Source organism: Mycolicibacterium tokaiense, assembly GCF_010725885.1.
Lineage (GTDB): Bacteria > Actinomycetota > Actinomycetes > Mycobacteriales > Mycobacteriaceae > Mycobacterium > Mycobacterium tokaiense.
Genome location: NZ_AP022600.1, coordinates 6,244,458 through 6,259,934 on the forward strand (window position 1 = coordinate 6,244,458; position 15,477 = coordinate 6,259,934).

Annotated in this window: 12 protein-coding genes and 2 tRNA genes; 8 read left to right on the top strand and 6 right to left on the bottom strand. The window is 68.4% G+C overall.

The window, feature by feature from the left end:
* Positions 1-97: 97 nt before the first annotated feature.
* Entirely contained in the window at positions 98-757 is a 660-nt protein-coding gene (mspA, locus tag G6N58_RS30015; RefSeq protein WP_115280310.1) for a porin MspA, read from the top strand.
* 117 nt (positions 758-874) lie between these two features.
* Positions 875-2,185 carry a nucleotide disphospho-sugar-binding domain-containing protein gene (locus G6N58_RS30020; protein WP_115280309.1) on the top strand — a complete coding sequence of 437 codons (1,311 nt, stop codon included), beginning with the start codon at positions 875-877 and terminating at the stop codon, positions 2,183-2,185.
* A gap of 56 nt (positions 2,186-2,241) precedes the next feature.
* Here G6N58_RS30020 and clpX read toward each other — a convergent pair whose 3' ends face one another.
* The 5 genes from clpX to G6N58_RS30045 form a co-directional block, all read right to left on the bottom strand.
* Positions 2,242-3,528, bottom strand: coding sequence for an ATP-dependent Clp protease ATP-binding subunit ClpX (gene clpX, locus G6N58_RS30025; protein ID WP_115280308.1), 1,287 nt, complete (start codon positions 3,526-3,528; stop codon positions 2,242-2,244).
* A gap of 230 nt (positions 3,529-3,758) precedes the next feature.
* Positions 3,759-4,397: an ATP-dependent Clp protease proteolytic subunit gene (locus tag G6N58_RS30030; protein WP_115280307.1), complete on the bottom strand. Its 639-nt coding sequence runs from the start codon at positions 4,395-4,397 to the stop codon at positions 3,759-3,761.
* Positions 4,394-4,978: an ATP-dependent Clp protease proteolytic subunit gene (locus tag G6N58_RS30035; RefSeq protein ID WP_068917986.1), complete on the bottom strand. Its 585-nt coding sequence runs from the start codon at positions 4,976-4,978 to the stop codon at positions 4,394-4,396. The genes G6N58_RS30030 and G6N58_RS30035 overlap by 4 nt, the downstream gene beginning before the upstream one ends.
* A 133-nt stretch (positions 4,979-5,111) precedes the next feature.
* A complete protein-coding gene (tig, locus tag G6N58_RS30040; RefSeq protein WP_115280306.1) occupies positions 5,112-6,512 on the bottom strand; it encodes a trigger factor in 1,401 nt (466 codons plus the stop codon).
* 68 nt (positions 6,513-6,580) lie between these two features.
* A tRNA-Pro gene (locus G6N58_RS30045) sits at positions 6,581-6,657 on the bottom strand.
* Between the two features lie 132 nt (positions 6,658-6,789).
* On the opposite strand from G6N58_RS30045, the gene G6N58_RS30050 reads away from it, so the two are divergent.
* The 6 genes from G6N58_RS30050 (at position 6,790) to G6N58_RS30075 (ending at position 13,755) form a co-directional block, all read left to right on the top strand.
* Positions 6,790-6,863: transfer RNA gene (locus G6N58_RS30050), tRNA-Gly, on the top strand.
* A 256-nt stretch (positions 6,864-7,119) separates the two neighbouring features.
* Positions 7,120-8,529, top strand: coding sequence for a hypothetical protein (locus tag G6N58_RS31145; RefSeq protein WP_163908557.1), 1,410 nt, complete (start codon positions 7,120-7,122; stop codon positions 8,527-8,529).
* Between the two features lie 180 nt (positions 8,530-8,709).
* Entirely contained in the window at positions 8,710-9,381 is a 672-nt protein-coding gene (locus G6N58_RS30060; protein ID WP_172545024.1) for a VldE C-terminal domain-containing protein, read from the top strand.
* A 109-nt stretch (positions 9,382-9,490) separates the two neighbouring features.
* Positions 9,491-11,953 (top strand): S15 peptidase family protein, encoded by a 2,463-nt coding sequence (locus G6N58_RS30065; protein WP_115280304.1) that lies wholly within the window; start codon positions 9,491-9,493, stop codon positions 11,951-11,953.
* Between the two features lie 15 nt (positions 11,954-11,968).
* A complete protein-coding gene (locus tag G6N58_RS30070) occupies positions 11,969-12,937 on the top strand; it encodes a bile salt hydrolase (RefSeq protein WP_115280303.1) in 969 nt (322 codons plus the stop codon).
* A 41-nt stretch (positions 12,938-12,978) separates the two neighbouring features.
* The gene (locus tag G6N58_RS30075; protein ID WP_163908559.1) at positions 12,979-13,755 is read left to right on the top strand and encodes a DUF1542 domain-containing protein; all 777 of its coding nucleotides are present in this window, start codon (positions 12,979-12,981) and stop codon (positions 13,753-13,755) included.
* 11 nt (positions 13,756-13,766) lie between these two features.
* On the opposite strand, the gene G6N58_RS30080 is transcribed toward G6N58_RS30075, so the two are convergent.
* Positions 13,767-15,455 carry a cation:proton antiporter gene (locus G6N58_RS30080; protein WP_115280302.1) on the bottom strand — a complete coding sequence of 563 codons (1,689 nt, stop codon included), beginning with the start codon at positions 15,453-15,455 and terminating at the stop codon, positions 13,767-13,769.
* Positions 15,456-15,477 lie beyond the last annotated feature (22 nt).

The following is a 15,477-nucleotide window of genomic DNA, read 5'->3' on the forward strand; positions in this document are numbered from 1 at the left end:
TTCGAATTCCGCCCAGCCGAGGCACTCTCGGCCACCGAAGCGTCCTGTTTGGCTATAGGTTCTGCTCGTCGTCACAGCCTGGTAGCGAGGAGCACTCATGCGGGTCATCGGTCGGATTCTCGCGGTGCTCAGCGCCTGCGTGGCTGCTGCGCTGTTCACCGGCGGCGGTATCGCAAACGCCGGGCTGGACAATCAACTCAGTCTCGTCGACGGTCAGGGCCGCACCCTGACCATCCAGCAATGGGACACCTTCCTCAACGGGGTCTTCCCGCTGGACCGAAACCGGTTGACCCGCGAGTGGTTTCACTCCGGCAAAGCGGTCTACTCCGTGACCGGTGACGGCGCCGAGGACTTCTCCGGCGTGCTCGAGCTGGGTTACCAGGTCGGCTTCCCGTGGTCGTTGGGCGTGGGCATCAACTTCAGCTACACCACACCGAACATCGCCTTCGACAGCCAGGACTTCGGGTCCTTCGGCCCCGGTGTGCCGAGCCAGTTGGACCTGATCCCCGCGGTCGTCACGCCGCCGCTGTTCCCCGGCGCGTCCATCACCGCTGATCTGGGCAACGGTCCCGGCATCCAGGAAGTCGCCACCTTCTCCGTCGACGTCAAGGGCCCGAACGGTGCCGTCGCGGTCTCCAACGCACACGGCACCGTCACCGGCGCTGCCGGCGGCGTGCTGCTGCGCCCCTACGCCCGACTCATCTCCTCGGCCGGCGACAGCGTGACCACCTACGGATCGCCCTGGAACATGAACTGATCCGCTCCCCCCGCAATCTCCAGCTGATCTCCACACAACCTCCAAGTTCACTGCCGCGCCGTCGGACAGCATCAACGCCGACGCATCAGCGACCAGTTCACGAGGAGGAGCCAGACGATGGCCGAGATCTTGATAGCTTCCATGCAGCCCGCCGGCCACGTCGGACCGCTGCTCAGCGTGGCCGAGGGGCTGGTGGCCCGCGGCGACCGGGTGACCGTCCTGACGGCGGCATGGCACGCCGACCGGATCCGGGCCGTCGGCGCCATTCCGGCGGCACTACCACCCGAGGCGGAATTCGACGAGACCGATCTGGAGGGTGAATTCCCGGGCCGCGCAGCGACATCGGGCATCACCCGGGTGAACTTCGACATCACCAATCTGTTCCTGGCGCCGATGCGCCACCAGTGCGCTGCCCTGACCGACCTGATGCTCACCACCCGGTATGACGCCGTGGTGGTCGACGCCGGATTCTTCGGCATCCTGCCGTTCCTGCTCGGGGAGCCGGCCGCCCGGCCGCCGGTGCTGATGTATTCCACCACACCGCTGATGATCAGCAGCCGCGATCACGCCCCCTTCGGCCTGGGTCTGCAACCCCGCGCCACCGCCGCGGGCCGGGTGCGCAACCGGGCGCTGAATGTGCTGTCGCAGCGGGTCATGATGCGCCCCTCGCACCAGGCCGCCAACGCCCAGTTGCGGCGCCTGAACGCCCCGCCGCTGCCCGTCTTCGTCATGGATTCCCCCGTCCTGGCCGACCGCCTCATCGCGCCGACCGTGCCGACTTTCGACTACCCGCGGAGCGATCTGCCCGCCAATGTCCGCTATGTCGGCCAGGTGCAACCGCGGCCGACGCAGGGTTTCCAGCCGCCTCGCTGGTGGGCCGAACTCGACGGCGACCGGCCGGTGGTGCACGTCACCCAGGGCACCATCGACAACGCCGACCTCGGCCGGCTCCTCGAACCCACCATCACGGCGCTGGCCGACGAGGACGTGCTGGTGGTCGCCACCACCGGCGGCCGTCCCGTCGAGCAGATCGGGGTCGAGCTGCCCGCCAACGTGCGGGTGGCGGAGTACCTTCCGCACGACGTACTGCTGCCGAAGATGAACGTGATGGTGACCAACGGCGGCTACGGGGCGGTGCAGCGCGCCCTGTCGGAAGGCGTACCGCTGGTGGTGGCCGGCGACACCGAAGACAAGCCCGAGGTCGCCGCGCGCGTGCAGTGGTCGGGCGCCGGCATCAACCTGGGCACCGGCACCCCGACAGCCGGGATGCTGCGTCGCGCCGTCCGCGACGTGCTGGACCACGACCACTTCCTGGCCCGCGCCCGGACGCTGGAAAGTGCCTACGCCCGCCGCGACGGGGTCGCCGAGATCGCCGCCCTGATCGACGAGGTGATCGCCGAACGGGCCGTGGTGCGCGCAACACGCTGAGAACACATCAGCGCCCCCTTCTCGCGAAGGGGGCGCTGATCTCTGGGGCTCGGGAGCTAGGCGCTCTTGTCGCGACGCTCCGTGCGAGAAGGCTTGCGCGGCACGATGGTCGGCAGCACGTTGTCGTCCACGGTCTCCTTGGTGACGACCACCTTGGCGACGTCATCGCGGCTGGGGATGTCGTACATCACCGGAAGCAGGACCTCTTCCATGATGGCGCGCAGGCCGCGGGCACCGGTACCGCGATGGATGGCCTGATCGGCGATGGCCTCCAGCGCGTCGGCGGTGAACTCCAGCTCCACGCCGTCCATGTCGAACAGGCGGGTGTACTGCTTGACCAACGCGTTCTTGGGCTGGGACAGGATCTGGACCAGCGATTCCTTGTCCAGGTTGGTCACCGACGCCACCACCGGCAGGCGGCCGATGAACTCCGGGATCAGCCCGAACTTGATCAGGTCCTCGGGCATGACCTCCGAGAAGTGATCCTGGGTGTCGGTCTCGGCCTTGCTGCGGACCTCGGCGCCGAAGCCGATGCCGCGCTTGCCCACGCGATCGGACACGATCTTCTCCAGGCCGGCGAACGCACCCGCGACGATGAACAGCACGTTGGTGGTGTCGATCTGGATGAATTCCTGGTGGGGGTGCTTGCGTCCACCCTGCGGCGGCACCGAGGCCTGCGTGCCTTCGAGGATCTTCAGCAGTGCCTGCTGCACGCCTTCACCGGAGACGTCGCGGGTGATCGACGGGTTCTCGCTCTTGCGGGCGATCTTGTCGACCTCGTCGATGTAGATGATGCCGGTCTCGGCCCGCTTGACGTCGTAGTCCGCGGCCTGGATCAGCTTCAGCAGGATGTTCTCGACGTCCTCGCCCACGTAGCCGGCCTCGGTGAGGGCGGTGGCATCTGCGATGGCGAACGGGACATTGAGCATCTTGGCCAGCGTCTGCGCCAGGTAGGTCTTGCCGCAGCCGGTGGGGCCGAGCATCAGGATGTTCGACTTGGCCAGCTCGACCGACTCTCCGGAACGGGAGTCGCGGCCGCTCTTCTCGCCGGCCTGGATGCGCTTGTAGTGGTTGTAGACGGCCACGGCCAGTGTCCGCTTGGCGGTGTCCTGTCCGATGACGTAGCCCTCCAGGAAATCCCGGATCTCCGAAGGCTTGGGCAGCTCGTCGAGCTTGACGTCGTCGGCGTCAGCCAGTTCCTCTTCGATGATCTCGTTGCAGAGGTCGATGCACTCGTCGCAGATGTAGACCCCGGGGCCCGCAATGAGCTTCTTGACCTGCTTTTGGCTCTTCCCGCAGAAAGAGCACTTCAGCAGGTCACCGCCATCTCCAATGCGCGCCATGGTGCAGGGGTCCCACTTCCTGTCCGCCGGTGGAGTCCACCGGAATGCCGGGCTGTCTCTGGTGCTCTTCCCGACGCTACCCGCTTGCGCGGGTACTGGGCGACCGATAAAGCGAATAGCGTCGGTGGTATTCGCCTGTCGCAAGAACATAGCGTCTGCGGCCCCGTGCGGGGCGCGCAACGCGCGGCCGTGTCGCGGTGGTTATCCGACCGCGACACCGCCGCCGCGTGTCAGGCCGACTGGGCCGAGAGCTTGCGGTACTCCAGCACCGTGTCGATGATCCCGTAGTCCTTGGCCTCCGCGGCCGTCAGGATCTTGTCGCGGTCGGTGTCCTTGCGGATGACGGCCGGGTCCTTGCCGGTGTGGCGCGCCAGCGTGGTGTCCATCAACGTGCGCATGCGCTCGATCTCGGCGGCCTGGATCTCGAGGTCGGAAACCTGACCCTGGATGGCGCCGCCGACCGCGGGCTGGTGGATGAGCACGCGGGCGTTGGGCAGCGCCAGGCGCTTGCCCGGGGTGCCCGCGGCCAGCAGCACCGCGGCGGCCGAGGCGGCCTGCCCCAGGCACACCGTCTGGATGTCGGCGCGGACGTACTGCATGGTGTCGTAGATCGCCATCAGGCTGGTGAACGAGCCACCGGGCGAGTTGATGTACATCGTGATATCGCGGTCAGGATCCAACGACTCCAGCACCAGCAGCTGGGCCATGATGTCGTTGGCCGAGGCGTCGTCCACCTGCACGCCGAGGAAGATGATGCGCTCCTCGAACAGCTTGTTGTACGGGTTGGACTCCTTGACACCGAAGCTGGAGTGCTCGATGAACGACGGCAGGATGTACCGGGCGCTCGGGTGCAGATCGGGGTTGGTCATGAGGCACTCCCGTTGAGGTGGGCGCGGGTGATGATGTGGTCGACGAAGCCGTACTCGAGGGCCTCGGGTGCGGTGAACCACCGGTCACGGTCGGCGTCGGCCTCGATGCGCTCCAGCGGCTGACCGGTGAACTCGGCGTTGAGCCGGTTCATCTCCTTCTTGGTCAGCGCGTACTGCTCGGCCTGGATCGCGATGTCGGCGGCACTACCACCGATGCCGGCCGACGGCTGGTGCATCATGATGCGCGCGTGCGGCAGGGCGAAGCGCTTGCCCCGGGTGCCTGCGGCGAGCAGGAACTCACCCATCGAGGCGGCCATGCCCATGGCGTAGGTGGCCACGTCGCACGGTGCGAGCACCATCGTGTCGTAGATGGCCATGCCGGCGCTGACGGAGCCGCCCGGCGAGTTGATGTAGAGGTTGATGTCCTTGGTGGGGTCCTCGGCCGCCAGCAGCAGAATCTGCGCGCACAGCCGGTTGGCGATGTCGTCGTCGACCTGGGTGCCCAGGAAGATGATCCGCTCGGCCAGCAACCGCTCGTAGACCGAGTCGGTGAGGTTCAGGCCCATGGACCCGGAACGCATGTCAGTCACGACGGGATACCTGCTTTCTCGTGTTCATACTCAAACGACCCTAACCAACCCGCCGACACCTGCACTCCCCCAGACCGGTGCTTTCGCTGTGAGCGTCACGGTCCGGGGGTGCCGGCGTCGTCTGCTACTTGGTGTCGCCGTCGGGCTCGACCGACGATTCCGCCTCGTCCTCGGCCTCTTCGGCCTCGGCATCGGCCTCGTCGGCGCCGGATCCGAAGAACTCCGAGGTGTCGATCACAGCACCGCTGGAATCGGTGATGGTGGCCGCCTCCACGACAGCGGCGACCGTCAGGCCGCGGCGCACGTCGGCGAACATCGCGGGCAGCTGGTTGTTCTGCTGCAGCACCTGCAGCAGCTGCTGAGGCTCGATGCCGTACTGGCGCGACATCAGCACCAGCCGCTCGGTCAGGTCGTTCTGACCCACCTGGATGTCGAGGTCGTCGGCGATGGCGTCCATCAGCAGCTGGGTCTTGACGGCCTTCTCCGCGTTGGTGCGGGCCTCGGCGTCGAATTCCTCGCGGCTGCTGCCCTGCTCGGCCAACTGCTCGGCGAAACGCTCTTCGCTGTGGTCGAGGCCGTGGATGGCCTGGTGCACGGTCTCGTCGACCTGCGCCTGCACGATCTTCTCCGGCAGCGCCACCTCGACCTGCTCCAGCAGGGTCTCCAGGGTCTTGTCCCGGATGCTCTCGGCCTGCTGGATGCGCTTGTAGCGCTCGACCTGCTCGGACAGGTTGGCCTTCAGCTCGTCGATGGTGTCGAACTCGCTGGCCAGCTGGGCGAACTCGTCGTCGGGCTCGGGCAGCTCGCGCTCCTTGACCGACCCGACGGTGACGGTGACCTCGGCCTCCTGGCCGGCGTGCTCACCGGCGGCCAGGGTGGTGGTGAAGACCTTGGTCTCGCCCGCCTTGAGACCGATGATCGCCTCGTCCAGGCCCTCGATCAGCTGGCCGGAGCCGATCTCGTGGGACAGGCCCTCGGTCTTGGCGTCGGGCACGTCCTGGCCGTCGACGGTGGCCGAGAGGTCGATGGAGACGAAGTCGCCCTCCTGGGCCGGACGGTCCACCCCCGTGAGGGTGCCGAACCGCGCGCGCAGGTTCTGCAGTTCCTTGTCGATGTCCTCGTCACTGATCTCGATGGGATCGACCTCGACCTTGAGCGCGCTCAGGTCGGGCAGCGTGATCTCGGGGCGGACGTCCACCTCGGCGGTGAACACCAGCTCCTCGCCGTCCTCGATCTTGGTGACCTCGATCTCGGGCTGCCCCAGCGGCTTGACGTCGGTGGTGGTGACGGCCTCGCTGTAGCGGGCCGGCAGTGCGTCGTTGACCACCTGCTCCAGCACGGCGCCGCGACCGATGCGGGCCTCGAGCAGCTTGGCCGGGGCCTTGCCCGGGCGGAAGCCGGGCAGGCGGACCTGCTTGGCCAGCTCCTTGTATGCGCGGTCGAAGTCCGGTTTCAGTTCTTCGAAGGGCACCTCCGTGGTGATCCGCACCCGGGTGGGGCTCAACTGCTCGACGGTGCTCTTCACTGGTACTCCTCGAATCACTTTCGATGGTCTGTCCATCGCCTGGGGCGATGTTCGGTCGGTGGTCGTGCTGGTCGGGGTGACAGGATTTGAACCTGCGGCCTTCCGCTCCCAAAGCGGATGCGCTACCAAGCTGCGCTACACCCCGGCATGCTCATCACAAGCCCACGGCATCCTACGGCGTGCGCGCGCACGATCCGAACCAGGCGGTACCCGGCTCGGGGGGATCAATTGGATTTGAGCTCCACCGGGCCGGTACAGTCTGGCTCGAGCAATGCACGCGGGCGTAGCTCAATGGTAGAGCCCTAGTCTTCCAAACTAGCTACGCGGGTTCGATTCCCGTCGCCCGCTCCACGAGACCGGCGCAGGGTCCGTCGAACGATGTTTCGGCGGACCGCGCAGTCACTCCCCAGCTCGCCACACAGCAACATCTGGCGAATTTCTGGTTTCGTTTGCCGGACACTGCGGCGACACCTTCGTCAATACTTTGCTCGTTTTCCCCGTTTCGCCCTGACCAGGCGTTAGGGTCTGCCTGAATTCATCATCGGCTGCCGTCCGGCGTGCTCACCGCGCGGGCCCGGCATGTCCACAGGCAGGGGAACTGGTCTTCATGGCAACAACACATCCGCGTCGCACCACCGCCGCAGCCACCGCGGGCCTGGCCCTGGCCGGCCTGGGCGCGCTGGCGTTCACCGCGGCACTGCAACCGGGTGCGGCCACCGTCGACGTGGCGCTGACCACCTCGGAGTCCAGCCTCAACTACCTGCTGGACGGCAACGGGCACGCACTCGGCATGGCGGCCTTCACCAGTTCCTCGTTCACCATGGGAACGGCCATCGGCGACGGCGGCTGGCTGATCGGCAACGGCATCGATGCTGCGGCCGACTGCACCGGCACCGCCTGCAACGGAGGCAACGGCGGCGTGCTGTGGGGCAACGGCGGAAACGGCGCCAACGGCGGGCACGGCGGCGATGGCGGTTTCCTGTTCGGCAACGGCGGCGACGGCGGCACTGGCATGCAGGCGGTGTACGCCGAGGACGGCACGCTGGTGTCCGCGGCCACCGCGGGCGGGCGCGGCGGGAACGGCGGCTGGGTGATCGGCAACGGCGGAGACGGCGGCAACGGCGCCGAGGCAACCTACGACGTCACCACGGACACGCGCACCTCCCAGGCCACGAGGGGCGGCAACGGCGGACGCGGCGGACTGTTGTCCGGCGACGGCGGCAACGGCGGCATCGGCGGTGATGACGACAACCTGCTCGGCGCGGACGCGCCTCCTGGGCTGGCGGACGCCTTCGGCGCGGCGGGCGGCAACGGCGGACGCGGTGGATGGGTGTTCGGCGACGGGGGTGACGGCGGCACCGGCGGCCGCGGCATCGGCAACGGCGGCAACGGCACCGGCGGTGTCGGCGGCGAAGGTGGCGACACCACGTTCGGCGAGGCCGGCAAGGGCGGCACCGGCGGCTTCGGCGCCGCCGAAGAGTCCCCGGGCACCACGGCCACCGGCGGTACCGGGGGTGCGGGAGGTTACGCCGTGGTCGGCGACGGCGGTGACGGCGGCACCGGAGGTGGCGCCAACAACTGGGACGACAGCGGAGACGAGACCTCTATCTCGATCGGCGGCACGGGCGGCAAGGGCGGCAACTCGTCGTGGGGTGGCACCGGTGGCACCGGCGGCCGGGGCGGTGACAGCGACGGCAACAGCACCACCAGCATCGGCGGCCAGGGCGGCCAGGGCGGCCGCGGCGGCGTCCTGGCCGGCAACGGGGGCGGTGGCGGCCGCGGCGGCGACGGCAGCTCCCAGAACAACGGCGACACCGTCGGCGGCAGCGGCGGCTTCGGCGGAAACGGGGGTGCCGTGGGCGGCGACGGCGGCAACGGCGGCGACGGCGGCAACGCCTCGACCGGCCCCGGCGGCGACGCCGACGGCGGCAAGGGCGGCTCCGGCGGCACCGGTGGCGTCGGCGGCAGCTCGGGTGGGCCCGGCACCGACGGCACCTCCAACGGCGGCGCCGGCTAGCCCCGAAGGGGTTGCCAGACAACAGCATTCATCGTTCGAGGGCCATCACAGCCCCGGCGGCGCGCGCCCTGACATCACCAGCGCATCCCGTGGCCGTCTCGATCACGTAACGAAACGTGTCGGGGCTGTGGTGGCACGATCCGTTGCGGTACGCTGCCCCGCTTGGTTACAGTCCTGACCGTGGGACGCCATTCTCTACCGACGACGCGGCGCAGGCCGTCCATGGTCGTCGCCGCCGTGGCCGTCCCCGCCGCCCTGCTCTTCATCGCCAGGGGCGACGTAGGCCCGGTGCCAGTCGAGGTCCAGGCGGCCCCCGTGGTGGACCAGATCGAACCGAGCCCCGACCAGACCGCCGCCCTGTGCTGCACAGAGTTCGTGGCCGTCGCCCCCATGGGCTTCGCGGGCGGCAACCTCACCTACACGGCCGACCAGAACGCGTCCGCCTCGCGAGGGTTGCGCACCGTGGAACGCACCCTGCCCGCCGGCGTCGCACCCGAGCGCGGCCTGCAGGTCCGGACCATCCTGACCGCCCGCAGCATCAGCGCAGTGTTCCCGGAGATCCAGCAGATCGGCGGCGTCAGGTCCGATGCCCTGCGCTGGCATCCCGACGGTCTGGCGCTCGACGTGATGATCGACAACCCCAACTCCGCGGCGGGCATCGAGCTGGGCAATCAGATCGTGGCGTACGTCCTCAAACATGCCGATCGGTTCGGCATCCAGGACGCCATCTGGCGCGGCGTCTACTACACCCCGAGCGGAGCCCAGCGTGGCGGCTACGGCCATTACGACCACGTGCACATCACCACCACCGGCGGGGGCTACCCCAGCGGCGGCGAGATCTACTACCGCTGAGCCGGCTGCGCCAGTCCTCTCGGCCACTCTAATTTGCGAATGCCGTCAATTGCGGCGCTGATCGGCGGTACTGTCGGCCCACATTCCGTCGACTGGCAAAGAGGTCAAGATGGGCGCTGCAAAATACGTGGGGCGAGTGGGCGGACTCGCGGTGGCCTTGGGCGTCGGAGCCGCCATCATGGTGGGCGCGGGCGCCGCGAGCGCGGACACCGAGACCGGTTCCCCCGGCACCTCTGCCTCCGAATCCCACTCCACCCCCGCGGAACGCGACTCGGATGCCAAGCAGGACAACAAGGTTGACAGCAAGCCTGCGGAACGTACCGAGGGCGACGACGCCGATACCGAGAGCGAGGACACCCCTGCGGCAGCGCCGCGCTCGAGCAGCGTCAGCTCGCGGGACGACGACGACTCCGACGAACCCACCGAGAGCGCACCCGAGGACGAGGCAACCGCGACCTCCGAGGAAGACGAAGATACGGCAAAGGACGATGAGACGCCGGAGGCCGTCGGCGCCCAGAGCGTGTCAGCCGCCGACGACAGCTCCGCACGCGACGAGCCCGAACAGTCGGCTGCCGACGCCGCGGACGACCTCGATCCCGTGGTGCCCTACGCCCCGGACGTCGCGCTCGAGGACGGTGTCCTCACCGGCACCAACACCGCCCCCGCGCCACGGCCGGTGACCTATACGGTGGTGCGCGGTCCCAGCGGGGGCGGCAAGGTCAGCCTGGATTCCTCCGACGGCGACTTCACGTTCCTGCCCTACCTGTCGCCGTCGCGTCCGGCCGGCCAGGAGCGGTTTTCGGTTCTGGTCGGTGAGCAGACCCGGTTCACCCAGGCCATCGAGAAGATCCCGGTGGTGGGGACACTCGCCCCCCGCATCATCGTGGTGCTGCAGCAGGTGCCGATCGTCAAGGACGTGCTCTCCCCGCTGATCGGTCGTGCGCAGGTGTACCGCGTCGTCGTCGACGTCGCGCCCTACGTCGGCGACGACGCGGCGCCCATCGCGTTCACCACCAAGATCACGTCCTTCGACGGCATCCCGATCAGCGTGAACTTCTTCCCGGCCGGGGGCCTGGAGTTCGGCGAGGACGCCCCGACCATCCTCAACGGACCCAGCCTCGCCACCGCCGGCTACACCAACCTGCAGCAGGCCAGCACCGTTGCCGGCCTGGTGCCCGGGGTGTCGCAGATGCGGGCCGCCGGCTACAACGTCATCACCTGGGACCCGCGCGGCGAGTTCGCCTCGGGTGGCCTGATGCACCTGGACTCTGAATTGTTCGAGGCCCGCGACGTCTCGGCCATCATCGACTGGGCCAGCACTCAGGCGGGTGTGCGCAACGAGGCCACGGGCGATCCCCTGGTCGGCATGGTCGGCGGCTCCTACGGCGGCGGCATCCAACTCACCTCGGCCGGGACCGATGACCGCATCGACGCCATCGCACCGGGCATCGCGTGGAATTCGCTCAACACCGCGCTGTATCCGGACAACACGTTCAAGACGGCGTGGGCGTCGCTGCTGGCGCTGTCGCTGGTGGTCACCGGCGCGCGCCCGGACCCCCAGATCTACGCCGGCATCCTCACCGGCCTGCTCACCGGGTTCCTGACGCCGGGTCAACAACGGTTCCTCGCCCGCAACAGCCCCGACACCGTGGTCGGGAACATCACCGCACCCACGCTGTTCCTGCAGGGCACCGTCGACGGGCTGTTCGTCCTGCAACAGGCGCTGGACAACGCCGCACAGCTCGGCGACGACGTCCCGGTGCGGATGATCTGGTACTGCGGCGGCCACGGTTACTGCCTGAACCTGGACGAGCAGCAGAGCGCCGATCAGTACGGCTACCTCACCAGTCAGACGCTGGCCTGGATGGACACCTACGTCATGAACAAGGGCCAGGACGACCCCACGCCGGGCCCGACGTTCATGTGGGTGGATCAGAACGGCGACTGGTTCGCCGCCGACGACCTCCCCCTGCCGGATTCGGGCTTCTTCGGTTCCCGGGTGATCGAGGCGTCCGGTGACGGCGGTCTGCTGCCGGTGGTGCCTCTGCTCGGCGGGTCCGGGCCGCAGAACCAGGCACCGTTCCCGCTGTCGCTGCCCTCGGCCGCCGAGTCCCGGTACGCCCTCGAGGTCGAGATCGCCAGCCAGGGCACCGCGCAGTCGCCGGTACACGTCGTCGGCGCACCCACGCTGACGATGACGTACTCCGGTCTGGGTACCAGCCGCGCCGTCTATGCCCAACTGGTGGACGACAAGACCGGCCTGGTGGTCGGCAACCTGGTCACGCCGATCCCGGTGACACTCGACGGTCGTCAGCGCACCGTGGAGATCGCGATGGAGAACATCGCCTACACCATGGCCGACCCTCAGGACCGGCTGCGGCTGCAGATCGTGGACTCCGCGGTGGCCTACGAGGACTTCACGTCTTTCGGTCTCGTGAACATCTCGGATGTCGCGATCTCCCTGCCCACGGCAGCCCAGGCGGTGCCGACCACGCTGCCGTATGTGCCGATTCCGCCGAGCAGCGCCGGGTCCGGGATCGAGGCCATGCTCACCGGTGCGTCAGCGCGCTGAGTCGAGGGCAGCGACGTGTGCACCCGGATTCTGTGGAACACCAACGATCTGGCCGTGCTGACCGCTCGGACCATGGACTGGCCGGAGTCCACCCAGCCGTTGCTGGTCGCGATGCCACGCGGCCGTGCGCGCAACGGCGGGTTACTCGGTGACCAGGTGGTCGACGAGAACCCGTTGACGTGGACCAGCCGGTACGGGAGCTTGGTCACCACCATCTACGGCATCGGCACCATCGACGGCTTCAACGAGCGGGGGCTGGCCGCCCACGGGCTCTACCTGGAGGCCACCGACTTCGGTGATCGCGACGGTGCCAAACCCGCTGTGCACAGCGGACTCTGGGTGCAGTATCTGCTGGACCAGGCCGGGACGGTTTCCGAGGCGCTGGCCCTGATGGATGCCATCGCGGTGGTGCTGGTGAACGTGCGCGGCTTCGACGCCAACATCCACGTCGCCCTCGAGGATGCCGGGGGCGACTCCGCGATCATCGAATTGGCCGACGGCGTGCCGATGGTGCACCACGGCCGCGAATTCACGCTGATGACCAACGACCCCACCTACGACGAGCAGCTCCAGCTGCTCGCCGCGCACGACTTCTCCCATCCCACCGGCGTGACGCCGTTGCCGGGCAACGTCAACGCGGTCGACCGGTTTCAGCGCGCGGCCTATTTCTCGGCCCTGCTGCCGGAACCGGCCGGCGAACGGCAGGCGGTGGCCGCGGTGATGGCCGTGGCCCGCAACGTGTCAGTGCCGTTCGGGGCGCCCTACGAGGATTTCGGGGTGTACAACACCGAATACCGGACCGTGTGCGACCTGACCAACCGCACCTACTACTTCGAGCTGACCACCAGCCCGAGTGTGCTGTGGGCGCAACTGGACGGCCTCGACATCGGCGCCGGAGTGCCACCGCACGGGGTGGATCCGTACGACGAGACCCTGGCCGGTGACGTGACCTCCCGGTTCGCGCCTGTCGACATCCGGTTCTGACGCCCAGGGCGCACTCGGTTTCTGTGAGTACCCTGGACGCCATGGACGGCTTTCTGCTGCTACTCATCCTCGTCGTTGTCGCGGCCATCGGCCTGGCCATGTGGAGCTCGGCGCGTAACAGCGGCCGGCGCAACGAGGCGTCGCTGGCCGACGCCAAGGCCGACGCCCGGCGGGTCATCGACCGTCTCGGCGGACAGGTGATCAATCTCAGCGGCACCGATGACGCCTCCAAGCAGGCCCTCGCCGATGCCTCGGAGCGTTTCACCGCGGCCGGCTCGCAGATCGAGCAGGCCACCACCGCCAAGCAGGCGCTGCTGGCCAAGGAGAGCGCCCTCGAGGGGCTGTACTACGTGCGTGCGGCCCGCGTGGCGATGGGCATGGATCCGGGTCCGGAGCTGGAGTTGCTGCAGGGGCAGCGCACCGCGGGGCAGGTCACCGAGGACCGCCGTGTGCAGTTCGAGGGCCGCGAGATCGAAGCCTCCCCCGGCCCCTCGCAGCGCACCCCGAACTACTACCCCGGTGGCAATGTGGCCGGGCGTCCGGTGCCCGCGGGTTGGTACTCCGAGCCGTGGTGGAAGCCGGCCCTGGTGGCGGGCGCCTGGGGCGTGGGCTCGATGCTGCTGTTCAGCACGCTGTTCTCCGGAATGGCCGGCACGGGATACGAAGAGGGCTTCGCCCAGGGATACGACCAGGGCTTCGGCGACGGTGGCGACGGCGGCGGCGACTTCGGTGGCGACGGCGGCGGAGATTTCGGCGGCGGCGACTGGGGTGGTGGCGATTTCGGCGGCGGCGATTTCGGCGGCGACTTCGGTTTCTGAGGCGCGTCCGGCTAGAAGCGGCTCTCCAAGCGCGCGGTGACGCCGGCCTCCTGGAGGTCCAGGCGCTCGAGCATGGCCCGCACCGCCTCGTCGTCGATGCGGCCCTCGTCGCGTTCGCCGATCAGTGCGGCGCGCTGCGCCGTCAGGACAGCGCGGTAGAGCGCAGCGAACGTCTCGGCGCGCAGCGTGTGCGCCTCCGGATCGGGCATCTCGTCAGCGTCCTGCGACTGGCGGGCGATGGTGGTTCGAATCTCGGCGAGGACCCGCGGGTCAAGTCCCTCGGGTGGGTGGGCGCGGAATTCGGCCAACACCGCGTCCGCTGCCCGGTGCACCACCTCCTCGGCTTTGGCGGTCTCGGCGTAGGCGTACCGATTCTCTTCGTCCGAGGTGAGGTCGAGCCGGCTGATCAGCGACGGTAGCGTCCACCCCTGCAGGAGCAGGGTGCCGATGGCGGTGACGAAGGCGATGGCCTGGATGGTGGCCCGTTCCGGGAACGGTTCGCCGGCCGCGGTGGTCACCGGAATGGCCGCTGCGGCAGCCAGAGTCACGACGCCGCGCATCCCGGTCCACGACACCACCACGTTCTCCTGCCACGTGAGTCTGCGGTTGTCGATCCGTGACCTCCACCGAGCGGGGGCTCGGTCGCGTTTGCGGGTGCCCAGCGCACCGCGGCCGCCCTGCTCGGGAACCGGCACGCTCAAACGCCTTTCGACGTGGCGGGACAGCACGCCCCGGCCGAACATCGCGAACACCGACAGCGGCCGGATCGCCAGTACCACCGCCAGCACGATCAGCGAGGCGATCGCCACCTCACCCAACGATTCGTGCGCCTCACGCAGGTCCTCGAGGACGAATCTCAGGTGCAGCCCGATGTAGGCGAAGACAAATGCCTCCAGCAGGACATCCACGGAGTTCCAGACGTAGCGCTCCTGCAGGCGGGTCTGGTAGCCGGCGTCGAGAGTGCCGCTGCCGACCACGAATCCGGCCACCACCACCGCCAGGACACCGGAGGCGTGGAAGTGTTCGGCGGCGATGAACGCTGCGAACGGAACCACCAGCCCCTGCACGGTCTCCAATCCGGGATTCGCCAGCCGCCGACGGATCCACAGCGTCACGTAGCCCAGGGCGGCGCCGACCACCGGACCCACCACGGCGCTGTAACCGAACAGCAGCAGCGGGTTCTCGATGAAGGTGTGGGTACCCGCCACCTGAGCCACCGCGATGGAGAACAAGGACAACGCGGCCGCATCGTTGATCAGGCTCTCCCCCGTCAAGATCGCCATCACCCGCTTGGGCAGGCCGAGTTTGCGTCCCACAGCCACCGCGGTCACCGCATCCGGTGGGGCAACGATGGCGCCGAGGATCAGCGCGGTCCCGAAGGTCAACGGCACCACCACCAACCACGATGACACTGCCGCCACTGTGAACGCGGTGACCACCACCAGGGCCACACCCAGACCCAGGATCGGTTTGATGTTGCGCAGAAAAGTCGGGAACGAGAAGTCCAGCGCCGCCGAATACAACAGCGGTGGCAGCACCACCGTCAGCAGGATGTGCGAATCGAGTTCGGGCGCTTGAAATCCCGGTATGAACGACACCGCACCGCCGATCACGACGATGATCAGGGCCGGCTCGAGGCCGCGCCGGTGCGCGACGGCGGTGACGACAATGGCGCCGACGACAACCAGGATGAGTTCCACCCGCAGATTGTCGCGTCAAACC